Annotated in this window: 21 protein-coding genes; 12 read left to right on the top strand and 9 right to left on the bottom strand. The window is 38.2% G+C overall.

What is annotated here, in order from left to right:
* The first annotated feature begins 1 nt into the window (after window position 1).
* The 8 genes from accC to fis all read left to right on the top strand — a co-directional run bounded on the left by accC (window position 2) and on the right by fis (window position 7,181).
* Window positions 2-1,348, top strand: a complete 1,347-nt coding sequence (gene accC / locus ACPT9C_RS00105; RefSeq protein ID WP_050948664.1) for an acetyl-CoA carboxylase biotin carboxylase subunit — start codon at window positions 2-4, stop codon at window positions 1,346-1,348.
* Between the two features lie 205 nt (window positions 1,349-1,553).
* The gene (locus tag ACPT9C_RS00100; protein ID WP_011272322.1) at window positions 1,554-1,811 is read left to right on the top strand and encodes a YhdT family protein; all 258 of its coding nucleotides are present in this window, start codon (window positions 1,554-1,556) and stop codon (window positions 1,809-1,811) included.
* Window positions 1,808-3,262, top strand: a complete 1,455-nt coding sequence (panF, locus tag ACPT9C_RS00095) for a sodium/pantothenate symporter (RefSeq protein WP_050948663.1) — start codon at window positions 1,808-1,810, stop codon at window positions 3,260-3,262. Before ACPT9C_RS00100 ends, panF begins: the two co-directional genes overlap by 4 nt.
* Window positions 3,263-3,381: 119 nt before the next feature.
* Entirely contained in the window at window positions 3,382-4,254 is an 873-nt protein-coding gene (locus tag ACPT9C_RS00090; protein ID WP_042611104.1) for a DMT family transporter, read from the top strand.
* A gap of 32 nt (window positions 4,255-4,286) precedes the next feature.
* Window positions 4,287-4,832, top strand: a complete 546-nt coding sequence (fic, locus tag ACPT9C_RS00085; RefSeq protein ID WP_014550986.1) for a protein adenylyltransferase Fic — start codon at window positions 4,287-4,289, stop codon at window positions 4,830-4,832.
* Between the two features lie 41 nt (window positions 4,833-4,873).
* Window positions 4,874-5,761, top strand: a complete 888-nt coding sequence (gene prmA / locus ACPT9C_RS00080) for a 50S ribosomal protein L11 methyltransferase (RefSeq protein ID WP_050948662.1) — start codon at window positions 4,874-4,876, stop codon at window positions 5,759-5,761.
* Between the two features lie 146 nt (window positions 5,762-5,907).
* Window positions 5,908-6,888: a tRNA dihydrouridine synthase DusB gene (dusB, locus tag ACPT9C_RS00075; protein WP_423717241.1), complete on the top strand. Its 981-nt coding sequence runs from the start codon at window positions 5,908-5,910 to the stop codon at window positions 6,886-6,888.
* Entirely contained in the window at window positions 6,882-7,181 is a 300-nt protein-coding gene (gene fis / locus ACPT9C_RS00070) for a DNA-binding transcriptional regulator Fis (protein WP_005647967.1), read from the top strand. Before dusB ends, fis begins: the two co-directional genes overlap by 7 nt.
* Before the next feature lie 91 nt (window positions 7,182-7,272).
* On the opposite strand, the gene smpB is transcribed toward fis, so the two are convergent.
* The 5 genes from smpB to dprA all read right to left on the bottom strand — a co-directional run bounded on the left by smpB (window position 7,273) and on the right by dprA (window position 11,581).
* Window positions 7,273-7,758 carry an SsrA-binding protein SmpB gene (gene smpB, locus ACPT9C_RS00065; RefSeq protein WP_005647965.1) on the bottom strand — a complete coding sequence of 162 codons (486 nt, stop codon included), beginning with the start codon at window positions 7,756-7,758 and terminating at the stop codon, window positions 7,273-7,275.
* Between the two features lie 237 nt (window positions 7,759-7,995).
* Window positions 7,996-8,961 carry a 6-phosphofructokinase gene (pfkA, locus tag ACPT9C_RS00060; protein ID WP_048955057.1) on the bottom strand — a complete coding sequence of 322 codons (966 nt, stop codon included), beginning with the start codon at window positions 8,959-8,961 and terminating at the stop codon, window positions 7,996-7,998.
* A 95-nt stretch (window positions 8,962-9,056) separates the two neighbouring features.
* Window positions 9,057-9,638, bottom strand: coding sequence for a hypothetical protein (locus ACPT9C_RS00055; RefSeq protein ID WP_105882523.1), 582 nt, complete (start codon window positions 9,636-9,638; stop codon window positions 9,057-9,059).
* Window positions 9,631-10,407 carry a peroxide stress protein YaaA gene (gene yaaA, locus ACPT9C_RS00050; protein ID WP_105882522.1) on the bottom strand — a complete coding sequence of 259 codons (777 nt, stop codon included), beginning with the start codon at window positions 10,405-10,407 and terminating at the stop codon, window positions 9,631-9,633. The genes ACPT9C_RS00055 and yaaA overlap by 8 nt, the downstream gene beginning before the upstream one ends.
* Before the next feature lie 52 nt (window positions 10,408-10,459).
* Complete coding sequence (dprA, locus tag ACPT9C_RS00045) at window positions 10,460-11,581, bottom strand: DNA-processing protein DprA (RefSeq protein WP_050948659.1); 1,122 nt, start codon at window positions 11,579-11,581, stop codon at window positions 10,460-10,462.
* A 544-nt stretch (window positions 11,582-12,125) separates the two neighbouring features.
* Between dprA and leuA the strand changes: the two genes are divergently transcribed.
* From leuA to leuD, 4 genes are all read left to right on the top strand, one after another.
* Entirely contained in the window at window positions 12,126-13,673 is a 1,548-nt protein-coding gene (gene leuA, locus ACPT9C_RS00040) for a 2-isopropylmalate synthase (protein ID WP_050948658.1), read from the top strand.
* A gap of 81 nt (window positions 13,674-13,754) precedes the next feature.
* Window positions 13,755-14,834 (top strand): 3-isopropylmalate dehydrogenase, encoded by a 1,080-nt coding sequence (gene leuB / locus ACPT9C_RS00035; RefSeq protein WP_050948657.1) that lies wholly within the window; start codon window positions 13,755-13,757, stop codon window positions 14,832-14,834.
* Between the two features lie 175 nt (window positions 14,835-15,009).
* A complete protein-coding gene (leuC, locus tag ACPT9C_RS00030) occupies window positions 15,010-16,419 on the top strand; it encodes a 3-isopropylmalate dehydratase large subunit (RefSeq protein WP_005647943.1) in 1,410 nt (469 codons plus the stop codon).
* A gap of 24 nt (window positions 16,420-16,443) precedes the next feature.
* Window positions 16,444-17,046: a 3-isopropylmalate dehydratase small subunit gene (gene leuD, locus ACPT9C_RS00025; protein ID WP_005669693.1), complete on the top strand. Its 603-nt coding sequence runs from the start codon at window positions 16,444-16,446 to the stop codon at window positions 17,044-17,046.
* A gap of 113 nt (window positions 17,047-17,159) precedes the next feature.
* Here leuD and ACPT9C_RS00020 read toward each other — a convergent pair whose 3' ends face one another.
* The 4 genes from ACPT9C_RS00020 to dnaA all read right to left on the bottom strand — a co-directional run bounded on the left by ACPT9C_RS00020 (window position 17,160) and on the right by dnaA (window position 26,176).
* Window positions 17,160-22,376: a S6 family peptidase gene (locus ACPT9C_RS00020; RefSeq protein WP_050948656.1), complete on the bottom strand. Its 5,217-nt coding sequence runs from the start codon at window positions 22,374-22,376 to the stop codon at window positions 17,160-17,162.
* Window positions 22,377-22,617: 241 nt separating this feature from the next.
* Entirely contained in the window at window positions 22,618-23,697 is a 1,080-nt protein-coding gene (gene recF / locus ACPT9C_RS00015; protein ID WP_050948655.1) for a DNA replication/repair protein RecF, read from the bottom strand.
* A 1-nt stretch (window position 23,698) separates the two neighbouring features.
* The gene (gene dnaN, locus ACPT9C_RS00010) at window positions 23,699-24,799 is read right to left on the bottom strand and encodes a DNA polymerase III subunit beta (protein WP_050948654.1); all 1,101 of its coding nucleotides are present in this window, start codon (window positions 24,797-24,799) and stop codon (window positions 23,699-23,701) included.
* A gap of 12 nt (window positions 24,800-24,811) precedes the next feature.
* Entirely contained in the window at window positions 24,812-26,176 is a 1,365-nt protein-coding gene (dnaA, locus tag ACPT9C_RS00005; RefSeq protein ID WP_118879788.1) for a chromosomal replication initiator protein DnaA, read from the bottom strand.

Here is a 26,176-nt window from a genome sequence, read left to right as displayed (position 1 = left end):
TATGTTAGAAAAAGTTGTGATTGCTAATCGTGGTGAAATTGCACTACGCATTTTACGTGCTTGTAAAGAATTAGGCATTAAAACAGTGGCGGTTCACTCTACCGCTGATCGTGATTTAAAACATGTTTTACTCGCTGATGAAACCGTTTGTATCGGTCCAGCACCTTCCGCAAAAAGTTATTTAAATATTCCAGCTATCATTGCTGCCGCCGAAGTCACAGGTGCGGATGCAATTCATCCAGGATACGGTTTTTTATCTGAAAATGCTGATTTTGCTGAACAAGTTGAACGTTCAGGTTTCACTTTCATTGGCCCAACAGCAGATGTCATCCGTTTAATGGGTGATAAAGTTTCAGCTATTAAAGCGATGAAAAAAGCAGGTGTGCCTTGTGTACCTGGTTCTGATGGCCCTGTAGGTAATGACATTGCTAAAAATAAAGAAATCGCTAAACGTATTGGCTATCCAATCATCATCAAAGCATCTGGCGGTGGTGGCGGCCGAGGTATGCGTGTTGTACGTAGCGAAGACGCATTAGAAGAATCTATTGCGATGACCAAAGCTGAAGCGAAAGCTGCATTCAATAATGATATGGTCTATATGGAAAAATACTTAGAAAATCCACGTCACGTGGAAATTCAAGTGTTATCAGATACTCACGGTAATGCAGTTTATTTGGCTGAACGTGACTGCTCAATGCAGCGTCGTCACCAAAAAGTGGTGGAAGAAGCGCCAGCTCCAGGTATTACAGAAGAAGTTCGTCGCGATATTGGCTCACGCTGTGCAAAAGCTTGCGTAGAAATCGGCTATCGTGGAGCTGGAACCTTTGAATTCTTATATGAAAATGGCGAATTCTATTTCATTGAAATGAATACGCGTATCCAAGTAGAACACCCTGTAACTGAAATGATTACAGGTGTAGATTTAGTGAAAGAGCAATTACGTATTGCAGCAGGATTACCAATTTCCTTTAAACAAGAAGACATCAAAGTTAAAGGACACGCAATGGAATGCCGTATTAACGCAGAAGATCCAAAAACATTCTTACCGTCTCCAGGTAAATTAAATCACTTACATTCTCCGGGTGGTTTGGGCGTTCGTTGGGATTCTCACGTGTACGGTGGTTATACTGTGCCTCCACATTACGACTCTATGATCGCAAAACTTATCACTTATGGCGATACGCGTGAAATTGCAATCCGTCGTATGCAAAATGCCTTATCTGAAACGATTATTGATGGTATAAAAACCAATATCCCACTTCATGAATTAATTCTTGAAGATGAAAATTTCCAAAAAGGCGGAACAAACATCCACTATTTGGAGAAAAAATTAGGTATGAATGAATAATTAAACGTTAAATGGCTAACAAAGGTTAGCCATTTTTTATATATGCCGATATTTATTTAATGATAATAAAAACTAAAGCTAGTAAAGCGTTTTGAATTATTCAAAAAAGTTGTAATATGAATAAGTATAAGGGGCGTAGGATATATGCGCTCCTTATACCATTCAAAAATATACTTTCACTTATAAAAAATTTTAAGGAAGAAATATGACATTAAAACAACGTTATCAACAAGCTGGTAAAGAAGCCAGTTGGGCATTAGGCCTATCTATTTTATATGTGATAGGTTGGTGCTTATGTGCTTATTTACCCAAAGAAACCCAAGGGCCGATTGGTTTCCCTCTCTGGTTTGAACTTTCCTGTATTTACTTACCTATTTTATTCATCGTGATTGGTTATTGGATTATCAAAATTATTTTTCAGGATATTTCTCTTGAAATTAACGATCAGGAGAGTCAGAAATGAATCTAGGTATTATTCTTCCCTTAATTATTTATCTCACTTTTGTTTTTGGTGCGGCAATTTTTGCCTATGTAAAACGTACAAAAGGCGATTTTTTAACAGAATATTATGTAGGAAATCGCTCAATGACGGGGTTTGTACTTGCAATGACCACAGCCTCTACTTATGCCAGTGCAAGTTCTTTTGTAGGAGGGCCAGGGGCTGCTTATAAATACGGCTTAGGCTGGGTATTACTTGCGATGATTCAAGTCCCTGCTGTATGGTTAGCATTAGGTGCGTTGGGTAAAAAATTCGCACTCTTATCAAGAGAAACCAATGCTTTAACCATTAATGATCTTTTCTTTTATCGCTATAAAAACAAATATTTAGTCTGGTTATCAAGCCTTGCTCTTCTTCTCGCATTTTTTGCGGCTATGACCGTGCAATTTATTGGTGGGGCGCGCTTATTAGAAACAACCATCGGCATTTCTTATACTCAAGCATTACTTTTATTTGCTTTAACGGTGGGAATCTATACTTTTATCGGGGGCTTCCGTGCTGTCGTACTGACGGATACCATTCAAGGCACCGTTATGATTTTTGGGACTATAATCCTCCTTATTGGCACGATTTATGCCCTCGGTGGTGTAGAAAGTGCGGTCAATAAATTGACTGAAATTGATCCTGACTTAGTCACGCCTTACGGGCCAAATGGAATGTTAGATTTTCAATTTATGGCTTCTTTCTGGATACTCGTTTGTTTCGGGGTGGTTGGTCTTCCACATACCGCAGTTCGATGTATGGCATTTAAAGACAGTAAAGCCTTACATCGCGGCATGCTGATTGGAACCATTGTACTTTCTATAATTATGTTAGGTATGCATTTAGCTGGCGCGCTTGGCAGAGCGGTTATTCCAAATTTAACGGTATCGGATCAAGTAATTCCAACTTTAATGTTAAAAGTATTACCGCCTATTGTTGCGGGGATTTTTTTAGCTGCACCGATGTCCGCAATTATGTCCACAATTGATGCGCAACTTATTCAATCTTCTTCTATTTTTGTAAAAGATTTATACCTTTCTGCGAAACCAGAGGCCGCAAAAAATGAGAAAAAAGTGAGCTATTTTTCATCAATTATTACGCTGATTTTGACCGCACTTTTAATCTTTGCAGCACTCAATCCACCAGATATGATTATTTGGTTAAACCTATTTGCCTTTGGCGGACTGGAAGCCGCATTTTTATGGGTAATTGTACTGGGTATTTATTGGGATAAAGCAAATGCTTATGGTGCGTTAAGCTCAATGATTATCGGCTTGGGGAGTTATATCTTGCTCACTCAACTTGGCATAAAATTATTTAACTTCCATCAAATCGTGCCGTCATTAGTATTTGGATTAATTGCCTTTTTAGTGGGTAATAAATTGGGCGAACGTCGTATTGAAAAAACTCAATTAAAAGTTACCGCACTTTAAGTATTAATCAATATGCTGTCACCTTCTTCTAAATGAGAGGAAGGTGATATTTAATTTTCTCACTTTCAGCAATTTCTACGCTAAAACATAGAATTGGAACAATTCACAGGGATACATCAATGCTCTATCAAATTCTTGCGCTACTTATTTGGAGCAGTTCATTAATCGTCGGTAAGCTCACTTATTCGATGATGGATCCTGTGCTTGTTGTGCAAGTGCGGTTAATTATTGCAATGATTATTGTCATGCCACTCTTTTTACGTCGTTGGAAAAAAATTGATAAACCAATGCGTAAACAGCTTTGGTGGTTGGCATTCTTTAACTATACCGCCGTATTTTTATTGCAATTCATCGGACTAAAATATACATCAGCCTCCAGTGCAGTCACCATGATTGGGCTAGAACCGCTACTCGTTGTATTTGTCGGGCATTTCTTCTTTAAAGACAAAGCAAAATGGTTTCACTGGCTATTCGGTGCAATGGCATTTATTGGCGTGGCAATTTTAATTAATGGCGGAAAAAATAATGAAGGCATTGATAACATCAGTTTATTCGGCTGTTTATTAGTACTAAGTGCTGGGATCATTTTCGCTGCCGTATTACGTTGGACACAGCGAGTTGTAGCCAAAGTCTCAACGCAGGCTTATACCTCCGTCAGCATTGTTCTTGGCACCATCACAACATTGCCATTTACGCTATTACTCACAGAAAACTGGCAAATATCATTAAATTCTACTGGTATTGCAGGTTTATTATATCTTGCCATTGGCTGTAGCTGGCTTGCCTATTGGTTATGGAATAAAGGCCTTAATAGTGTGGATGCCAATATCTCCGGTGTTTTAGTCGCACTTGAACCATTATTCGGAATCTTATTTGCCGTATCATTACTTGGCGAAACGCTGTCATTTTCAGCCGTACTTGGCATAACAATTATTATGTTAGCCACACTTGGCTCGACTTTACTACCGAAACTTTTAAAAAAATCGGTATAATATGCCCCCCAAATTTTGGATTTATCATTATTGTGAAAAAAATTGATCAACAAAGTTTAGAAAATGCCTACCGTTTATTTGAAAGCGGTGATATTCATCAAATTGAAATTGGTTCAACAAAAAGTCTGCAACAAATTCATCATTACCTATTTAATGGTCTTTATGAATTTGCTGGTAAAATTCGTGAACAAAATATTTCAAAAGGTCATTTTCGTTTTGCTAATGCACTTTATTTAAAAGAAGCATTAGGAAAAATAGAGCAAATGCCAGAAGATACTTTTGAAAATATTATTAATAAATATGTAGAAATGAATATTGCGCACCCTTTTTTAGAAGGTAATGGTCGTTCAACTCGCATTTGGTTAGATTTAGTTTTAAAGAAAAATTTAGGTAAAGTTGTTAATTGGCAAAATGTGGATAAAACTCAATACTTACAAGCAATGGAGCGTAGCCCAATTAACGATTTAGAAATTCGTTTTTTATTACAAGCAAATTTAACAGATGATGTAAATAACCGAGAAATTATTTTTAAAGGTATTGAGCAATCTTATTATTACGAAGGTTATGAGAAAGAATAAAGTGCGGTGAAAATCCGCAAATTTTTGAAAGGAAAAAACAAATGGCTTGGATTCAAATTCGCCTAAATAGCACCAATGAAAAAGCAGAACAAATGAGTGATTTTTTAGAAGAAATCGGCTCCGTCTCTGTAACTTTTATGGATAGTCAAGATACACCGATTTTTGAGCCTTTGCCGGGCGAAACGCGTTTATGGGGTAATACCGATGTTATTGCGCTATTTGATGCAGAAACAGATATGGCAGAAATTGTCCGCTTATTAAAAGAAGCAAAACACTTAGATAGCAATACGGCATACAAAATTGAACAAATAGAAGATAAAGACTGGGAGCGTGAGTGGATGGATAACTTCCACCCAATGCAATTTGGTAAGCGTTTATGGATTTGTCCAAGTTGGCGTGATGTGCCTGATAAAAATACCGTCAATGTTATGCTTGACCCAGGTTTAGCATTTGGTACAGGCACTCATCCTACAACCGCACTATGTTTAGAATGGCTAGATGGCCTTGATTTAAAAGATAAAAGCGTCATTGATTTTGGCTGTGGTTCAGGTATTTTAGCCATTGCAGCATTAAAACTTGGTGCGAAAAGTGCGGTGGGAATTGATATCGATCCACAAGCAATTCTAGCCAGTCGTAATAATGCCGAGCAAAATGGTGTAGCAGATCGCCTACAACTGTTCTTATCTGATGAAAAACCCTCTGATTTAAAAGCTGATGTCGTGGTGGCAAATATTCTTGCTGGCCCACTCAAAGAACTTTACCCAATCATTAGCCAACTTGTTAAACCGAATGGCAATCTTGGTTTATCAGGTATTTTAGAAACTCAAGCTCAATCTGTCTGTGATGCTTATACGCAAACATTTGCGTTAGAGCCCGTCGCGGTAAGAGAAGAATGGTGCCGAATTACGGGTAATCTAAAAACGCTTTAATTTCTTTTTGTCAATCAAAAAAAGTGTATTTTTTAAACAAATTTCACTTTGCAAAGTAAGGCAAAATGCGTATTATAGCCAGCCTTGTTGGTTGTCGAGCAGTTCGATATAAATTAGATTTAGGCTTGCTAGGAAGGTAACGTAAAATGCGAATCGGTTCATACCAATTAAAAAATCGTGTTTTACTTGCACCAATGGCAGGTATTACTGACCAGCCTTTCCGCCGTCTTTGTGCATATTATGGTGCAGGGCTTACATTTTCAGAAATGATGTCTACAAATCCGCAAGTTTGGCATACTGAAAAATCCAAATTGCGTTTGGCGTACAGCGATGATTTAGGTCTCAATGCCGTGCAAATTGCAGGTAGTGATCCACTCGAGATGGCACAAGCTGCGGCTATTAATGTGGAATATGGCGCGCAAATCATAGACATTAATATGGGTTGCCCCGCAAAGAAGGTAAATCGCAAACTTGCAGGTTCTGCATTGTTGCAATATCCCGATTTGGTGGAAAAAATCTTGTGCGAAGTGGTGGCAGCCGTGAATGTGCCAGTGACCTTAAAAATTCGTACAGGCTGGGATAAATCTAATCGAAACTGCGTTCAAATCGGCAAAATTGCAGAACAATGTGGCATACAAGCATTAACGGTACACGGTCGTACAAGAGCTTGTCTTTTTGAAGGGAAAGCGGAGTACGACAACATCAAAGCCGTTAAACAAGCGATTGTTATACCAGTTATAGCTAATGGCGATATTGATTCTGCTCGGAAAGCAAAATTCGTTCTTGATTATACTGGAGCGGATGCCATTATGATTGGTCGTGCTGCGTTAGGTAACCCTTGGTTATTTCAAGCGGTAGAAAACCTAATTGAGCATAACTCAATAAGCCAAATGCCAAGTTTAAAGGAAAAGTGCGGTCAAATTTTGCGTCATATTCAAGAATTACATCAATTCTATGGCGAACAAAAAGGCTATCGCATTGCGCGTAAACACGTGGCTTGGTATTTACAGGTAATTCAACCTGATTCCGTTTTTAAACAGACTTTTAATGCAATTAGTGATCCTAAAGAGCAGCTGATTGTGTTGGAAGATTTTTTCAATTTAATTTTGGATAAAGAAAAATGTTAGAACAACAACGTAATCCTGCCGATGCCTTAACGGTATCAGTATTAAATGCGCAATCACAAGTGACCAGCAAACCATTACGCGATTCAGTCAAACAAGCGTTGCGTAATTATTTAGCACAATTAGATGGTCAAGATGTGAATGATCTTTACGAGCTAGTATTAGCGGAAGTTGAACACCCTATGTTAGATATGATTATGCAATATACTCGTGGTAATCAAACCCGTGCAGCAAATATGCTTGGTATCAACCGTGGTACATTACGTAAAAAATTAAAAAAATACGGTATGGGATAAGGCGATGTTTTTTTAACAAAAAGATTGAATGTTTTTCATTCTATTTTAAAAATTAGCCCCAAGTAATTTGGGGCTAATTTATTATTACAATTTAAGATCTTCGATGTGCATTTTTCATAATGCGATCTTTTGTTACTTTCCATTCACGTTCTTTAATATCATCACGTTTATCCTGTTGTTTTTTACCTTTGGCTAAACCAATTTTGACTTTTGCCCACGCACTTTTCCAGTAAAGAGAAAGTGCAACTATGGTAAAACCGTCTCGGTTTGCTTTGCCAAATAGGGATGCTAATTCGCGTTTATTTAACAATAACTTACGAGTGCGAGTTGGATCACAAACAATATGCGTTGATGCAACATTTAATGGCTGAATGCTTGCGCCGAATAAAAAGGCTTCGCCATTTTTAAAAATAACATAACTATCACTAATATTTGCCTTGCCTGCGCGCATAGATTTGACTTCCCAGCCTTGTAATTCAAGACCTGCTTCAATTTCATCTTCAATAAAATAATCGTGTCTTGCACGTTTATTCAGTGCGATAGTATTTGAATTGGGTTTTACTTTTTTCTTTGTCATAATTTTATCCCTTATTTTGCCTGAGGCATTTTATCGGATCTCTATTTTGATAGCAAAAAGATCATCTAGGTAGAACTGGCAGTCGCATTTATTTTCAATCTTTAAAAATAAATGATTTGTAGAAAATAAGAGAAAAACTGACCGCACTTTTTAAGAAAAAACAGACACATTGTTGTGTCTGTTTGAGAAAGATAAAAGATGAATTAAGTTTTAGCGATTTATATAGTGAATAAAGGATTATTCCAAACGTTTTGCCACTTTAAGCCAATCAGCCTTAAATACACGCTGCATATTATTAATGGCATCAATAATATCGTGATGAACGAGTTGTTCATTTTGGATACCTACGCAATAGCCGCCTTTACCTTGTAGCAATAAATCTACTGCGTATGCGCCCATACGTGAGGCAAGAATACGGTCAAAAGCACAAGGAGAACCACCACGTTGAATATGCCCTAAAACGGTTGCGCGAGTTTCGTGACCTACGCGAGCTTCAATTTCTTTTGCCAGAGAATGAACATCAGTTAAAAGTTCAGTGATAGCAATAATAGCGTGGCGTTTACCGCGAATAATGCTACGTTCAATTTGTTGAATTAATTCTTCGCGATTAAATTCAATTTCTGATGCGACGATATATTCACAACCGCCAGCAATGCCCGCAGAAATGGTTAAGTCACTACAATGGCGACCCATAATTTCAACGATAGAAATACGTTGGTGTGAGCTTGATGTATCACGTAAACGGTCGATTGCATCCACTGCAGTTTGTAATGCGGTTTGATAACCGATGGTATAGTCAGTACCTGCCACATCATTATCAATAGTACCGGGTAAGCCAACACAAGGGAAACAGTGTTCTTCGGTTAATAATTTTGCCCCCATATAAGAACCGTCACCACCGATAACCACAAGTGCATCAATGCCGTGAGAACGTAAAATTTCCGCACATTTTGCACGAACATTTGGATCTTTAAATTCAGGAAAGCGTGCAGAACCTAAAAAAGTACCGCCACGATTAATTACATCAGATACGCTATAGCGATTTAATTGTTTGATTTTATTATTGTATAAACCTTGGTAACCATCATAGATACCAAACACTTCTAAGCCTTCTGCAAGTGCAGAACGTACTACGCCACGAATTGCGGCATTCATACCAGGCGCATCGCCACCACTTGTTAAAACTGCAATTTTTTTAATCATAATTTACCTACTTTTAAGCATAATTGAAAATGGGCATAAGATTACATCATTCAAAGAATCTGCTCTAGCAAAATTTGACGAGATTTTGATCTACATTATTTTTCACAAAACAGTTGCCATTTCAAATTTTGTAAATGTTTTCTTTCTATATCCACAATGTATTTTTGCAAATGTTGTTGTACTTTATCGACAGATAAATGTTTAGAACGCGTTGGTTGTTGTATTTTCTGTGAATATTGAAATTGCACAAAGCCACATTGGGGCAATTGTCGTCCTTTCATCACATTGACTTGCCAAGATGGATTTTCCTTTGTTGGCGAATAGATGACATATCCATTTAATTCATTTGGATTGGTCGAATTTTCTGGAATAGCATCGAAATGGAAATCTTTTACGCCTGTATTGCGATAAATGCGTTCTCTTAATGCAATACGTTCTTTAATAGAACGTTCGGATTGATTGCGATCAAAGAGAATTTCAATTTCAGATTGCCAATTTTCTAGCGTATCTGGCTTAGATATATACGCATAGCGTGCAATGGTTCCTAAATCTTGGCTGCCAGTAAGTACATAATGTTTGCCATTATGTTCTAACTGCGTAGGCACATTTAATTGGGTCAGCTTAGTTGCACAGCCTGAAAGTATAAGTGCGGTCAAAATAACAAAAATTTTATTCATTAATATCTCGCTTAAAGACAAATTCAGTTTCAGTGGAGGATGCTGAATCAAACCAATAACCAGCTAAATCAAATTCTTTTAATTGTTCAATGTCGGTTAAACGATGTTGAATAAGATAACGGCACATTAAGCCTCGTGCTTTTTTAGCATAAAAGCTAATTACTTTGTATTTGCCATTTTTATTATCTAAGAAAACTGGCTTGATAATTTTGGCGTTAAGTTGGTTTTCTTTAACAGATTTATAATATTCATCAGAGGCTAGATTGACTAACACATTATCGCCTTGTGCATCAATAGCTTGTTGAACTGCTTGGGTAATCACATTTCCCCAAAAGGCATACAGATCTTTTCCTTTCGGATTGGCTAATTTTGTCCCCATTTCTAATCGGTAAGGTTGCATTAAATCAAGCGGTTTTAAAAGCCCATAAAGCCCAGACAGCATACGTAAATGGGATTGTGCAAAAATGACATCATCTTCCGAAAGGGAATCAGCATCTAAACCCGTATAAACATCGCCTTTAAATGCAAAGAGTGCAGGGCGGGAATTGTCTTCATTGTGAATTTTTGTCCATTCAGCAAAACGCGCAACATTAAGCCCTGCTAATTTATCGCTGATAGACATCAATGATGAAAGATCTTGTGGAGAAAGTTTACGACAAACCTCAATAAGTTGTTCGCTGTAATCGGTAAAGTGCGGTTGAGAAACAGGAAAATTTTTTACCGCACTTTCAAAATCAAGGGTTTTGGCAGGGGAGATAATGGCTAACATAATCGTCCTTTTATGAAAAAAGAATGGGCGTATCTTAGCATAAAAATTTACGTTAAACGCGTTTATATAAGCCATTTTCACTTATGATAAGATCTTGTAGCTCAAGATCGAGCAATTGAACAAGTAAAACATCGACACTTAAATTAAATTCTTCCGCTAAATCATCAATGCTCACAGGAGTATAGCCAATACGTGAATAAAGTTTCGGGTGGCTTGGTGCTTCTACTAATCGGCGAGGATCGGGTGGTGGCGTGTAATTAGGCACGGCGATCTGGTCAAAATCAATTTCAGTTTGGCTGTGGATAGAATGTTGGTAGAGCGTTTCCAAAATGTCCTTTGCATTTTCTACCAACATTGCGCCTTGTTTAATTAGGCGATGACAACCTTGACTTGATTCATTTTGAATATTGCCTGGCACAGCAAAAACCTCTCGGTTTTGTTCCAACGCATACCGTGCTGTAATAAGTGATCCACTTTTTTCGGTGGCTTCAACAACAAGCGTGCCGACTGAAAGCCCACTAATAATCCGATTACGGCGTGGAAAATTAGCAGCAATAGGTGCTTGGTTTGGTAAAAATTCAGAGACTAATGCGCCATTATTTTCGATGATTTGTGCCGATAATCTTTGATGTTTAGAGGGATAGATTTGTTCTAATCCACTGCCTAAGACCGCAATAGTTTGCCCTTGAATATTAACGACAGCTTGATGGCAATGTCCATCAATTCCTAATGCAAGTCCACTGGTAATCGTAAAGCCAGCTAATGAAAGTTCTGTCGCAAAATGTTTTGCCCAATATTCTCCATAAGTCGTGCAATAACGGCTCCCAACCATTGCCATTTGGCGTTGTGAAAGTGCGGTTAAATTTCCTTTTACAAATAATAGTGGCGGAAAGTTTGCGGTTTGTTTCAATAAAAAGGGATAAAAAGGGGAAAAATAATTTACTAAATGATTTCCCTCTTTTTGTGACCACGCGAGTGCTGGCTCAATAAATTTTGCTTCAGGTTTGAACCAACGGCGAATTTGAATGGCTCCCCATCCCATTTGTCGGAAAGCAATATCATCATAATTAAGTAATTCATTTAAGGTAATATTGGACAAAATTTTATCAATGCCAACGCCGCCAAGTTTAGGCACTTGCATTAAACGGAGTAATGTGTAGGTAATGTCATTCATATTTTTTCCTTTTTATTTGAAAATCTAGTATGGAAAAAACGAGGGAGAGAAACGATTAATTTAAAAGCATTTTGCGATGTAGATCGCAAAAATTCTTTTTAATGAATAAAAAATTGCAAAATTTTTCTTATTTTGAAAATATAAAAAATCCAATAAGAAAAATTTGTTGATTAAGATGGTGTTGGTTAAATATGCTAATTTTATTAAATTTATTAGTTAAATGTATATTTTATGAAGTGTAAGTAGGTTTATTTTTAATATAAAATGCCAAAAAAATAGTTTGACAGCCAGTTTTTTATTCGTAATATGGAAAACGTTTTACACAGAAGGATTTTTATTTATGTCTCGTATTGTTTCTTTATCTCTCAACCTGCAGCTCTCACATTTTGCGTGCGGCTAAGTTGTGTATAAAAAACAGTCAGATGTAAATACCCAATTTTAAACCCGCACTTTATAAGTCGCGGGTTTTTTGTCTAAAAAATACAGGAAAAACGCACCGCACTTTTGGAGTGATTTTAGAGGAACTTTTAGTAAGGATATTGTTATGACAGATCGCGTTATTATTTTTGATACCACCTTGCGTGATGGGGAACAGGCGTTAAAAGCAAGTTTGACGGTAAAAGAAAAATTACAGATCGCTTTAGCACTTGAACGCTTAGGCGTGGATGTAATGGAAGTGGGGTTTCCCGTTTCTTCTCAAGGGGATTTTGAATCTGTTCAAACCATTGCACGCCATATTAAAAACGCCCGTGTTGCCGCGTTATCTCGAGCCGTAGATAAAGACATTGATGCCGCATACCAAGCATTGAAAGTCGCTGAAGCATTTCGTATTCATACGTTTATTGCAAGTTCCGCATTACACGTTGAAGCGAAATTAAAACGTTCTTTTGATGATGTGGTAGGAATGGCAGTTGCAGCAGTGAAACGCGCGCGTAATTATACGGATGATGTTGAGTTCTCTTGCGAAGATGCGGGGCGTACGGGCATTGATAATATCTGTCGTATTGTTGAAGCCGCAATCAATACAGGTGCGACTACAGTAAACATTCCAGATACCGTTGGTTTTTGCTTACCAAATGAATACGGCAATATTATTGCTCAAGTGCGTAATCGCGTGCCGAATATCGACAAAGCTGTGATTTCTGTGCATTGCCATAATGACTTAGGTATGGCAACCGCTAATTCTTTAACGGCTGTACAAAATGGTGCGCGTCAAATTGAATGTACCATTAATGGAATTGGGGAACGTGCGGGCAATACTTCCCTTGAAGAAGTAGTCATGGCAATGAAAGTTCGTCAGGATTTTATGGGCGTGGATACTCGTATTAATACCCAAGAAATTCATCGTGTCAGCCAAATGGTTAGCCAACTTTGCAATATGCCGATTCAACCGAATAAAGCCATTGTGGGTTCAAATGCTTTTGCCCATTCTTCTGGTATCCATCAAGATGGTATGTTGAAAAACAAAAATACCTACGAAATTATGTCTCCAGAAACCATTGGCTTGAAAAAAGAAAAATTGAATTTAACTGCACGTTCTGGTCGTGCGGCTGTGAAAGGTCATATGACGGATATGGGGTATAACGAACAAGATTATGATTTGGATAAATTGTATGACGCGTTCTTAAAATTGGCGGATAAAAAAGGTCAAGTGTTCGATTATGATTTGGAAGCCTTGGCGTTTATCGATATGCAACAAGGGGATGAAGATCGTTTGGTATTAGATAAACTTTCTGCGCATTCAACCAAAGAATATCCAGCCACAGCCTTTGTTCAATTGAAATTAGATGGCGAAAAATTAAGCACTTCGTCAATTGGTGGTAACGGCCCAGTAGATGCGGTTTATAACGCCATCTTAAATTTAACAGGCTTAGAAATCAAAATGTCTCACTATAACTTAACTGCCAAAGGCGAGGGTGCAGAAGCATTAGGGCAAGTGGATATTGTGGTGGAACACAAAGGGCGTAAATTCCACGGTGTTGGTTTAGCAACAGATATTGTTGAATCTTCCGCACTTGCTTTAGTCCACGCCATCAATGCGATTTATCGTGCGCATAAAGTGGCAGATATTAAGAATCATAAACATCATTAATTTATCAAGTTCCTCTTTTTAAGAGGGGAAAAATACGAAAAAAACTACCGCACTTTTGCAGTAAAAAATAGGAAAAATAATATGCAATCATACAATGTAGCAGTATTAGCAGGTGATGGTATCGGCCCTGAAGTAATGGCGGAAGCGATTAAGGTATTAAACAAAGCCCAAGAAAAATTTGGTTTTAAACTTAACTTTAACGAGTTTTTTGTGGGTGGTGCTGCCATTGATTATTGCGGTTGCCCATTACCAGCCGAAAGCTTAAAAGGCTGTGATGAAGCGGATGCCATTTTATTTGGTTCTGTAGGTGGCCCTAAATGGACAAATTTACCGCCAGATCAACAGCCAGAACGTGGTGCATTATTGCCTTTGCGTAAACATTTCAAATTATTCTGTAATCTTCGCCCTGCAACCCTTTATAAAGGCTTGGAAAAATTCTGTCCATTACGTGCAGATATTGCCGCAAAAGGCTTTGATATGGTGGTGGTGCGTGAATTAACGGGCGGAATTTATTTCGGTCAGCCTAAAGGCCGTGAAGGCGAAGGCGTACAAACCAAAGCATTCGACACAGAAGTGTATTACAAATATGAAATCGAACGCATTGCACGTGCGGCTTTTGAGGCAGCAATGAAACGCAATAAAAAAGTCACTTCTGTGGATAAAGCGAACGTATTACAGTCTTCCATTTTATGGCGTGAAACTGTGACAGAAATGGCAAAAGAATATCCTGAAGTGACTTTAGAGCATATCTATATCGATAACGCCACAATGCAATTAATCAAAGCACCAGAATCTTTTGATGTTTTACTTTGCTCTAACATTTTCGGCGATATTATTTCTGACGAAGCAGCGATGATCACAGGTTCTATGGGAATGTTGCCATCTGCCAGCTTAAATGAAGAGGGTTTTGGTTTATACGAGCCTGCTGGCGGTTCTGCCCCTGATATTGCAGGCAAAGGCATTGCCAACCCAATCGCACAAATTCTTTCTGCAGCAATGATGTTGCGTTATAGCTTCAACTTAAACGAAGCAGCCGATGCCATTGAAAGTGCGGTTCAAAAAGTCTTGGCAAGTGGTCATCGCACCGCCGATTTAGCCGATGATTCCACACCAGTTTCTACTGCAGAAATGGGTACATTGATTACACAAGCAATTATTTAATACTTGCCTTCCTCCGTTTACGGGGGAAGGTGCCCGAAGGGCGGAAGGGGGCAATTTCCCACCCTTAGTTATTTAGAAATATCCCCAATAAACAGGGGGACAAAGTATTTAAAGTGCGGTTGAAAAACACGTCGAATTTTAACCGCACTTCCCTTAACGAATAGAGAAAAATATTATGGCAAAAACACTTTACGAAAAATTATTTGATTCACACATTGTGTATGAAGCAGAGGGCGAAACGCCGATTTTGTATATCAACCGTCATTTGATTCACGAAGTAACCAGCCCGCAGGCCTTTGATGGGTTACGCGTCGCAAATCGCCAAGTACGTCAAGTAAACAAAACTTTTGGCACAATGGATCACAGCATTTCTACTCAAGTACGAGATGTCAATAAACTTGAAGGTCAGGCTAAAATTCAAGTGTTAGAACTGGATAAAAATACCAAAGCAACAGGCATTAAATTATTTGATATAACAACCAAAGAGCAAGGCATTGTACACGTTATGGGGCCTGAACAAGGCTTAACTTTACCGGGTATGACAATTGTTTGTGGCGATTCACACACCGCAACGCACGGTGCATTTGGTGCCTTGGCTTTTGGTATTGGTACTTCTGAAGTAGAACACGTATTAGCCACCCAAACTTTAAAACAGGCTCGCGCAAAAAGTATGAAAATTGAAGTGCGTGGTAAAGTCGCATCAGGTATTACGGCAAAAGATATTATTCTTGCCATTATCGGTAAAACCACGATGGCAGGCGGAACAGGACACGTTGTGGAATTTTGTGGCGAAGCGATCCGAGACCTTTCTATGGAGGGTCGTATGACCGTCTGTAATATGGCAATTGAAATGGGCGCGAAAGCAGGCTTGATTGCACCAGATGAAACCACATTTGCATATTTGAAAGATCGTCCACACGCACCTAAAGGCAAGGATTGGGATGATGCCGTTGTTTATTGGAAAACCTTAAAATCTGACGATGATGCACAATTTGACACTGTGGTAACGCTAGAAGCAAAAGACATCGCACCACAAGTCACTTGGGGGACAAACCCAGGGCAGGTAATTTCTGTGAATGAAACCATACCAAATCCGCAAGAAATGGAAGATCCTGTACAACGTGCTTCGGCAGAAAAAGCCTTACATTATATTGGTTTGGAAGCTGGCACTAATTTAAAAGAGGTTAAAGTTGATCAAGTGTTTATTGGATCTTGCACCAACTCACGTATTGAAGATTTACGCGCAGCAGCGGCTGTAATGAAAGGTCGTAAAAAAGCGGATAATGTAAAACGTATTTTAGTAGTACCAGGTTCTGGCTTAGTGAAAGAACAAGCGGAAAAAGAGGGCTTGGATAAAATCTTTATTGCCGCAGGTGCAGAATGGCGTAATCCAGGTTGTTCAATGTGCTTAGGAATGAACGACGACCGTTTAGGCGAATGGGAACGCTGTGCTTCAACGTCAAACCGTAACTTTGAGGGGCGTCAAGGTCGTAATGGACGTACCCATTTAGTAAGTCCTGCAATGGCAGCGGCGGCAGGAATGTTCGGTAAATTTGTTGATATTCGTGAAGTGGCATTAAATTAAGGCTCAATAAGAGGAAAAAGAAAAATGGCAGGATTTAAACAACTTTCGGGCTTAGTCGTTCCATTGGATGCGGCGAATGTAGATACTGATGCAATTATTCCAAAACAATTTTTACAAGCCATCACTCGCGTAGGTTTCGGCAAACATTTATTCCACGAATGGCGTTATCTTGATGTGGACGGCACCAAGCCAAATCCAGAATTTGTCTTAAATTATCCACAATATCAAGGTGCGACGATTTTGCTCGCACGTAAAAATCTTGGTTGTGGTTCTTCTCGTGAACACGCCCCTTGGGCATTAGCAGACTACGGCTTTAAAGTAATGATCGCCCCAAGTTTTGCAGATATTTTCTATAACAACAGCTTAAATAATCATATGTTACCGATTCGTTTAAGCGAAGAAGAAGTAGAAGAAATCTTTCAATGGGTATGGGCAAATGATGGCAAACAAATCCACGTAGATTTAGAAGCGATGACGGTCACTGTAGGGGATAAAGTTTATCACTTTGAACTGGATGAATTCCGCCGTCATTGTTTGTTAAACGGATTGGACAATATCGGCTTAACCCTGCAGCACGAAGACAAAATCTCAGCATACGAAAAAAATATTCCAGCGTTTTTACGTTAAAAATAAAAAATGAGCTGATTTTTCACCGCACTTAATCACTGAATTTCATTCAAAAATAAAGCCCTGTAATACACAGGGCTTTGTCGTCTATAACGCTAATTCAAACAGGCTTATTAAAAACTAAAACTTAGTTTCACTTCCGCTGTTTTTTGTTTTTCCGCTTGTTTTGCTTTTGTTAATCCACCGATTAGACTTAATTTCACATTATGATATTTCAATTTAAGTCCTGCGTTATATTGCTGTTGGTTTTCCACATTGTAAGCAAAATCATATACACTTACATTAATTTTGCCATTGCCTTGATTTGCATCATATCGAGCAGACAAAATTGGCGTAATGGAAAACTCGCCTAAGTGATAAGTATAACTTAAATCAACTTGAGCAAAGGCTGTTTTGACAGATATTGGATTTACTTTAATGCGATCTTTAGCTAATGCAAAATTAGCGTTTGATAAGTAACTATAACGAACTCCTACAGTTGGTTTAACAGCAAAATTGCCAAGATTAAATGCTTTGCCTGCGGTTAAACCAAATTGTGCAGTATGGCGAGCAAATTTCGCATTATTATTGGTTTGTAGGTTGCTTTGGAACTTGCCGTAGCCTAAATCAATGCCCAAATACCAATGATTATCCGCATAATATTTAGAATAGAAATTAACTTGTGCTAGAGTATTTTTACTGCTTGCCTTATCAAAGTTGTTACTATTGCGAACATAAGTAAACACGCCACCTAACTGAACATTGTTTGAGATTGTTTGATCCCAACCAAGTTGAGTTTGCGTACTTTTAGAACTAAAACGACGATATTGACTTGAGGAATAATTTTCGTTCATTGAAGTATTAGATACCCAAACGTTATATTGCCCCTCGTTATTCATTTCTAACTGGCTAATATGTTGAGAAACTGCTTTCCCCACATTTAATGCAACAAATTGTGCTTTTGCCATTGCATCAGAAAGTACTGCATTTGTGTTTTTACTTGTGAGATTGCGTAATGCTGGTTGTGAATTAGCCACATTATTTCCCGATTGCACATTCTCCGCATTCTCCGCATTTTCAGTAGGTAGTTCCACTGGCTCGTAACTATTTGTCTGCACTGATCTACGAGTTCTTCTGCTTCGTGGTTCTGGAGTAGATACTGAATTATCCACTGTCGTTTCTTGAGTAGAAGTCACTTTAGACTGGCTAACAACAGCTTTTGTTGTCGCTGTTTCTGATTGAACTGCCTCTGAATTAACCGTAGATTGAGTTGTAGCAGGTGTTGTATTCTCTGGATTTTCCACTACAGAGTTTCCAGTGTTTACTGTTGTGCTTTCTGTCACAGGTTGTTCAGCTTCTGTAGTTTTATTCTCAACAGGTTTAATAGGTGTTGTAGCATTTTCAGGTGTAACAACTTCTGTTGAAGCAACAGCAGTGTGGGCTTCAGGCTGATGAATATTTTCATCTGTCGTTTCTGTTGATTGAGGATTTTCTGCTTTATTTTCAGCTGTTTTTGGATTAGCTACAGGTTGAGCAGTTTCTTTCTGTTCACTGTTTGATGCAGTTGTCTCTTTCGCAGCAACAGTTGTAGGTTTTGCTTGCGGTTGAGCTTCTTTTACATTATTAACAGTCGAAACATTTTCACGAGCAGGCTCTGCTTGCTGTGTGGTAGTTTCTGGCTCTGCTTGCGATTGAACAGTTTTAGGCTGTTCTTGCTGTTTAGCCATTTCTGGTTCTTCTTGTTTTGGAGACGCTTGAGAAGTCACTTTAGGGACTTCTTGAGTTTTCTCTTTTTCTACTTTAGCAGTATCCTCTGTTCCTGCTGGATTTATATTATTAGAAGACGAGCTAATACTTCTTCTATGTCTGTTCTTTGGTTCACTGCGTGTCAGATCATCTTCCACTGCTGTTTCTTCAGTAGAATTTATTTCAGACTGACGAGCAGTTTCAGTCGTTTGAGTGATAGCTTCTACAGTTGGTTTAGCTTCTTCTGCAACTTTTCCATTTTGAGCTGTTGTCTCGGTTGCTTTTTGATCGTTTTTCTCTACTGATGCACTTTCTTGCTGACTATTTTCAGCCACTTTTTCAGTTGTCTCTGATGGAACACTTTCTGAATTTAGATTTTCAGTTGGTGTTGTGGTATCAGATTTTGGAGCAGTTTCCGTTGAGTTAGCAGTATTTGTCTCTTCCATCGCTGGTTGATCGGTTTCTACAGGAGGAGTTTCTGGTTGCTCGTTTGCCATTGTTGATCCAGTAGCAGGTGCAGGTGGTGCTGGTGGTGGAACTGGTGCTTCAACACGGGCTATTTCTTCATTGTTACTTGATACGCTAGGTGCATCAGCTTGCATATTATTAGGTGCTGTGATATTTGTCGTATCGACAGTTAGATTTCTTCTTTCTACCTCTGGATTATACAAATCGTAACGTCCATTGTTTTCGCGTAATTTATATTTCCAAGCACCTAAATCAACGGTATTCCCAACTAATGACACATTCAAATGATCTCTTTGAGCTTTTGACGCATCAAAAAGCGTGAGTTCATTATGATTTGGCTCGCCTGTTTTATTTGCTACTTGCAATGTAAAGTTACCTGTGGCGGATTGTGTTACAACAACTTTGTCGCCTTGTTTATTGGCAAGATCAGTTAAATAATAGAAAGAACCGTTACCTGATAAATTGCTAATATTGAGCGTGTGGTATTTTGTTGCTGTTGTTGCATCTGAGACATTATTTAAATGAATATGCCCATTGGTTAAATTTAACTGATTAACACTGCTATCGCCTGTTAAATGCCAATGGCTATTTTCTTTTAAATTAACTTGGCTAGTTCCAATGCTTTGAATTGTGCCGAATAAGTTAGCTTTACCTAAGACAAAGTTTGCATTACCTGATAAATTTACATTGCCAGATACATTGGTGGCGTTAAAGCTATTAAGGGCTTTATCGGATAACTTGTCAGTAGTACAAGTCACATAGCCTGTATAGTCAGAACGTACACAAACGGTATCGCCTGTTTTATAGCCAATATGCACTTGTGCATTATTAGAAGCTGTGATATTTGAAGTAATATTTGCAACATTGCGTCCTGAATAAAGGGTGGCGTTATTGGTTACATTAATATTTGTTGCTTTAAAATTGCGGTTAATCCAGTCGTCTTCTACCACTACTTCATTATTTTCAGAAAAGTGAGGATCTTTATTTGTCGAAGAAATACCTGCAATATCTCTTGCGTGCGGTGTTGGTCTGCCAGAAAGGAATAAGGTGCCTTTTTCAACTTTTAATTCACCGTTAAGGTTTGTTCCGCCTGTTAATAAAAAGCGATTTTGATCGGTTTTGCCTTTAAAAGTCACATTTAGATTACCGTTATTTTTACCGTCTTCCTCGCCAAAATAACCGTTAAAGCCATTCATACGGCTATTATTGATGTATTCCATCGTTTTCTTTTGGGCTTCTTCTTTGTTTTTACCCATATATAGCCAAGTTTCATTGCTTTCTTTATCATTGTAAGGAAGTTGTAAATTAGCTTTAGCACCTTTTCTTAACGCATAATAAGTGTAGTTTTCCACATTTAAATAGAGTTGGTATCCATCTTTAATCCGTCGAAAGGAATAAGGATAATCTTCATCTGGTGATTCTATATCATATGAAGTAATTTTCTTTGGATCTGTAATTAGTCCTGTCCCAGTAATCGTTATATTTGAGGCATTAGTCATATTATGATTAACTACTCTTGCACCATCATCAATATTACGGATATGTTCAAAAGTGAGATTATTGCCATTGGCATCTAATCGACCGCCTCTAAAACCAAAGTAAATTGAATTAGGATCTACTTGTTTATCATCATTAAGTACAACAGTTGAGCGACCACTTACAATTCCTACAGAAGCAAAAGCGTGTTCTCCTTTAGTTATTTGTTGTTTTAAAACGACAGTACCATCGCCCACTTTTAGCGAACCTTTATTATTCCCTTTGCCCTCAACAATTAATGTTCCTTTCCCTATCTTGGCTAAATGATCTTTTTCAGGATTATGTATTTTCCACGTTACAGTTTTTCCCTCTTCAACAGAAATTCCGCCGCCTACCCAAGTAATATTGTCCGTTTTTCCTTTAACTTCATAGTTTCCTTTAAAGAATAAACCGCCAGCACCTTGATTGATATTATTTTCTAAAACAAGTGTGTTTTGAGAATTACCATTTCCTTCAAAAATTACATTTTGTCCAGTATTCTCGTTTTCTTTTTTCTGATAATTAACAAGTCGATTTGGATCTGAGGGGAGTGTTACAGTAATTGTATGATCACTGTTTTTTATTTCACTTTGATGATTTGTAGTTTTTGTCCAACGATATTCTTTGTTAGAGAAAAGCACAGGTTTAGCGTTATCTCGTTTTTTTATATTATCAGCAAAATCTTTTTTATAAATATTCCATTCTTGCCAAGATTTTTTACCATAGCCAGCCCAATAAGTATAAGGCCCGATAAAAACCCATTTGTTTTGTTGTTTATCAAAAGCAAATAAAGGCGAGCCACTATCGCCTAATACGCCGTAGTTGGTAAGTGGGTCTTGAGAAAGCAAAGTTTTAGCATCAATAACGTGATTTTCACGGCTATCTCCAAAACCTATAAGTCCTTTTTTACTTTGGGAAGGATCAATATTAATCCCTTCATAAGGTGTACCACCGATAGCATAATTATATGCAGCTGAAAGATCTTTTAAATCTACTCCATGTTCTTTATCTTCTACATGGCGGCTTCCTTTTTCATATACTAATTGGCGACCAGCACCTACTCGCACAAAGGACGGATATTTTTCTTTATTTGTATAGGTTTCTAAACCATCTCCTGCTAATGTAGGCGTAGTTGGTGCAACCTCGGTCACAAATTTATTTAAACGAGGCATGTTATAGTCATCTAATCGCTTATCTACGTGCCAGTCTTCATTTGGTTTAACATTATTTTGTGTGACCACACTATATTTATTTTCATCATCAGAAACATCACGGTGTCCGTTATAATGCCCAAAATAAAAGTCATTTATATGTTTGTGTGCGTGTTTTACGCTTACAATATATTGCGGATCCACTAATGTACCAATACGTTTATTTACATCCACCACACTAAAATCAATCATCGGAATTCCATTAGGTAAAACATTACCTAAAGAGTGGTTATTTTTATCTCTCACTTCCACATTTGTTGCACCAACAGAAAACTTCCCTTTATTTTCTGCAAAATCACGAAATATTTGATAATCCACATCGTCTCTCACTAACGCAGCTTCTGTATAAGGGGTTAATGCGTAGGCGACAGTAAGCGCAATAAAATTGAGTTTGAATTTTTTATTTAGCATAGAAGCTGTCCTTATTAATTAAGTTTAAAAAGTAGATTTGATAGGACACAATTTGATATACGGCTACAAGTTGATTCAAGTCTTGACTGTGTTGCGTTGATAGTTTGCAAGTTGTCTTCATTTTTATAATGAGTGGGTTTTATAGCATAAATCGCTCAAAACTTGAATTACATTTATTAGGTAATGATAATGATTTTTGATATTTTTTAAAAAATTGGCGTATTTTTTACCGCACTTTTGGTTAATTTAAGGCGTTAATGATGCCATTATGGACAGAAAACATTTTTTTGTTTTCCACTTGCATTTCTTTTAGTTGTCTTTGAGTGATGGCGGTAACAAATACTTGCGAACCGCTTTGTTGTAATCGTTCTGCCAACAAGGCACGTTTGTATTGATCTAATTCGGAGGCAAAATCATCGATTAAAAAAATACAATGGCGTTGCTTTTCTTTCATTAAATGCTCGCCCTGCGCTAGTCTTAATACACACATTAAAAGTTTAAGCTGTCCACGAGAAAGCACATCTTCAACAGGCAATCCTTGTGCTTTGAAACGAAAATCCGCTTTTTGAGGGCCAGAAAAGGTGTAATTTAAGGAACGATCTCGTTCAAAATTTTGTTGAAGAATTTCATAATAATCAGTATTTTTTTCCCACCCTTGATGAAAGCTGACATTAATTTCTAATTCAGGCAGAAAAAGTTGGCAAGTTTGTTCAATTTCAGGGCGGAGTGCTTCTGCATATTCGGCACGCCATTGACTTACTTGGTGGGCAAATTTGGCAAGTTCAACGTCCCAAATTTTTATGGCAGAGTAAGGCTGATTTTGTGCAAGGGCGGCATTTCGTTGTTTAAGTAATCGATTGAGATTGCTCCAAGCGGAATAGAAACTTGTTTGGTGATGGAATAATCCCCAATCTAAAAACGCGCGGCGATAACTTGGCCCGCCGTTGAGTAAGGTTAAGCCCTCTGGCGTGATTAATTGCATTGGTAAAAGATGGGCAAGATCGGAAATTTTATTGCCATCTTCGCCGTTAATTTTTACTAAGGTGTTGCCTTGACGCAGTTTTTGTAAGCCGACAGACCATTGATGTTGGCTTTCTTGGATTTGCCCAAATAGGGTAAAGTGCGGTTCGTCGTAAGAAATGATGCGGTTTGTGACCGCACTTTTAAATGAACGTCCGTGACCAAGATAAAAAATAGCTTCTAATAAGCTGGTTTTTCCGCTGCCGTTGTTGCCGATTAAAAAGTTAAAGCAGGGATCAAAATCAAGATCCACTGCTGTTAAGTTACGAAATTTTTCGACCAGTAAACGAGAAATCGCCATATTATAAACGCATTGGCATAATGACGTATTCGCTGCTGCTGTCTTCACAGTTTTCAATTAAGCAACTGGAGAACGCATCAGTTAAGCGCATTCGCACTTGATTACATTTAAGTGCATTCAGCACATCAAGAATATAGGTGACATTAAAGCCCACTTCTAATTCTTCGCCATTGTAATTGACATCGACAATTTCTTCTGCTTCTTCGTGTTCTGTGTTTGAGGCAGTAATTTTAAGCTGGTTTTCCTTTAAGCTTAAACGCACGCTGCGCGCGCGTTCATTAGATAAAATGGACGCACGAACAAAAGCCTGTTTCAGCATTTCCCAACTGCCTTCGACAATTTTTGTGGCATTACGAGGCAATACTCGGCGATAGTCAGGAAAGCGACCATCAATTAATTTTGATGTAAATACCGTGTTTTTTAAATGGACACGTAAATTGTTCGTGCCAATTTGTAAACGTGCTGGTTCATCGTTTGTTTCTAATAAACGAACCAGCTCTAATACGCCTTTACGAGGTAAAATCACAGAATGATTTTGTAATTCTTGTTCAAGTGAGATAGTACACACCGCAAGTCTATGACCGTCTGTTGCTACAGTTCGCAATAAATTGCCTTCTGTTTCAAATTTCATACCATTTAAGAAATAGCGTGCATCTTGGTTTGCCATAGAAAATTGAGTGGATTCAATTAAACGGCGTAAGGTATTTTGTGGTAGTTGAAAATCCACTTCAGACTGCCAATCTGTGAGGTTTGGATATTCTTCGGCAGGTTGAGTGGTTAGTGTAAAACGACTACGCCCCGATTGCACTAATGCACGGTCTTCTTCAAAAGTCACCGTGATTTCTGAATCATCAGATAAAGTGCGGCAAATATCTAAGAATTTTTTTGCTGGAATGGTAAAAGTGCCATTTTCAGAAGACGATGAAAGCTGAGTTTGACTCGATAATTCGACTTCTAAATCTGTACCTGTGATAGTCAGACGATTGTCTTCAATTTGCAACAATACGTTGTTTAATACAGGAATATTTGGGCGATTACTCAATACGCCACATACTTGTTGCAACGGTTTTAATAAATTTTCTCTTGAAATGCTAAATTGCATTGCGTTCTCCTTTTATGCAGACAAAGTGCGGATTAAATTCGCCCAATCTTCTTGAATGCTATTATCTTGCTCGCGGAATTTTGGCACTTCTCGGCAAGCGTTTAATACGGTTGTGTGATCCCGGTCAAATGCACGACCGATTTCAGGCAAACTGCGGTTTGTTAATTCTTTTGCTAATGCCATTGCAATTTGGCGAGGGCGAGTCACTGAACGCGCACGACTTTTTGATTTTAAATCTGAAACCTTAATTCGATAATATTCAGCCACCACTTTTTGAATATTTTCAATGGTAACCAAGCGTTCTTGTAGAGCCAAAATATCTTTTAAGGTATCACGCACGAAATCAATATCAATGTCGCCACCTTTGAAGTCTTGCATTGCTTTTACTCGATTTAATGCACCCTCAAGTTCACGCACGTTGGTACGCAAGCGTTGAGCAATGAAGAAAGCAACTTCTTCTGGCAAGTTCATATTATGTTCTTCCGCCTTTTTCAATAAAATCGCTACACGCGTTTCAAGATCGGGCGGCTCAATGGCTGTTGTTAAGCCCCAGCCAAAACGTGATTTTAAACGTTCTTCTATTTTTTCAATTTCTTTTGGGTAACGATCTGAGGTTAAGATAATTTGGCGACCCGTTTCAAATAAGTTATTGAATATATGGAAGAATTCTTCTTGGGTTTTTTCTTTTTCAGCGAAAAATTGAATGTCATCCACTAAAAGCGCATCAAGAGAACGATAGAATTTTTTGAACTGATCCATTTTATTATCACGCACTGCTTTTACCATATGTTGCATAAAGTTGTTGGCGTGAATATAAAGCACTCGCGCATTCGGTTTATTGGCTAAAATGCCGTTGCCAATGGCGTGTAACAAGTGAGTTTTCCCTAAACCAGTGCCGCCATATAAAAAGAAAGGATTGGCTGATGGTTCGCCCGGTGCTTGAGCAAGTTTTTGACCGACTGCGCGTGCGAGTTGGTTCGATTTACCTTCAACAAAGTTATCAAATAAGTGTTTAGTATTGAGATGAGATTCAAATTTTATTGGCGTACTAGATTCTGTTTGAAAATCTACCGCACTTTCTGATCTAAGTGATGTATTTGGCGTATTTTCTACTACTTTAGGTGCAGGCTTGACCCCTTCTTTTAAAGAAATACGCAGTTCAGGATTTTGTGCAAGTGTTTGACAAATTTGCTGGATTTGTGCGAGATAATGAGTTTCCACCCAACCTTTCACAAACATATTAGAAGCATATAAAACAATGTGGTTATTCGATACTACATCAGCCTGTAAAGGACGAAGCCAAGTGCTAAGATCGCTGGCTGAAACTTGATCTTGAAGTTGTAACAGGCAACTTTGCCAAAGATTTGAGAGATTCAC

The sequence above is a fragment of the Haemophilus sp. HN_Hi16 genome (assembly GCF_049823435.1).
Classification (GTDB): domain Bacteria; phylum Pseudomonadota; class Gammaproteobacteria; order Enterobacterales; family Pasteurellaceae; genus Haemophilus; species Haemophilus influenzae_D.
This window is presented reverse-complemented; position numbering and strand designations above follow the sequence as displayed.

Coding starts and splice junctions, on each gene's coding strand:
- yaaA (WP_105882522.1), bottom strand. CDS start 10,407: ATGTTAGCCATTATCTCCCCTGCCAAAACCCTTGATTTTGAAAGTGCG.
- recF (WP_050948655.1), bottom strand. CDS start 23,697: ATGGCGATTTCTCGTTTACTGGTCGAAAAATTTCGTAACTTAACAGCA.
- dnaN (WP_050948654.1), bottom strand. CDS start 24,799: ATGCAATTTAGCATTTCAAGAGAAAATTTATTAAAACCGTTGCAACAA.
- leuB (WP_050948657.1), top strand. CDS start 13,755: ATGCAATCATACAATGTAGCAGTATTAGCAGGTGATGGTATCGGCCCT.
- smpB (WP_005647965.1), bottom strand. CDS start 7,758: ATGACAAAGAAAAAAGTAAAACCCAATTCAAATACTATCGCACTGAAT.
- ACPT9C_RS00090 (WP_042611104.1), top strand. CDS start 3,382: ATGCTCTATCAAATTCTTGCGCTACTTATTTGGAGCAGTTCATTAATC.
- prmA (WP_050948662.1), top strand. CDS start 4,874: ATGGCTTGGATTCAAATTCGCCTAAATAGCACCAATGAAAAAGCAGAA.
- accC (WP_050948664.1), top strand. CDS start 2: ATGTTAGAAAAAGTTGTGATTGCTAATCGTGGTGAAATTGCACTACGC.
- ACPT9C_RS00100 (WP_011272322.1), top strand. CDS start 1,554: ATGACATTAAAACAACGTTATCAACAAGCTGGTAAAGAAGCCAGTTGG.
- leuA (WP_050948658.1), top strand. CDS start 12,126: ATGACAGATCGCGTTATTATTTTTGATACCACCTTGCGTGATGGGGAA.
- pfkA (WP_048955057.1), bottom strand. CDS start 8,961: ATGATTAAAAAAATTGCAGTTTTAACAAGTGGTGGCGATGCGCCTGGT.
- panF (WP_050948663.1), top strand. CDS start 1,808: ATGAATCTAGGTATTATTCTTCCCTTAATTATTTATCTCACTTTTGTT.
- fis (WP_005647967.1), top strand. CDS start 6,882: ATGTTAGAACAACAACGTAATCCTGCCGATGCCTTAACGGTATCAGTA.
- dusB (WP_423717241.1), top strand. CDS start 5,908: ATGCGAATCGGTTCATACCAATTAAAAAATCGTGTTTTACTTGCACCA.
- ACPT9C_RS00055 (WP_105882523.1), bottom strand. CDS start 9,638: ATGAATAAAATTTTTGTTATTTTGACCGCACTTATACTTTCAGGCTGT.
- leuD (WP_005669693.1), top strand. CDS start 16,444: ATGGCAGGATTTAAACAACTTTCGGGCTTAGTCGTTCCATTGGATGCG.
- leuC (WP_005647943.1), top strand. CDS start 15,010: ATGGCAAAAACACTTTACGAAAAATTATTTGATTCACACATTGTGTAT.
- dprA (WP_050948659.1), bottom strand. CDS start 11,581: ATGAATGACATTACCTACACATTACTCCGTTTAATGCAAGTGCCTAAA.
- ACPT9C_RS00020 (WP_050948656.1), bottom strand. CDS start 22,376: ATGCTAAATAAAAAATTCAAACTCAATTTTATTGCGCTTACTGTCGCC.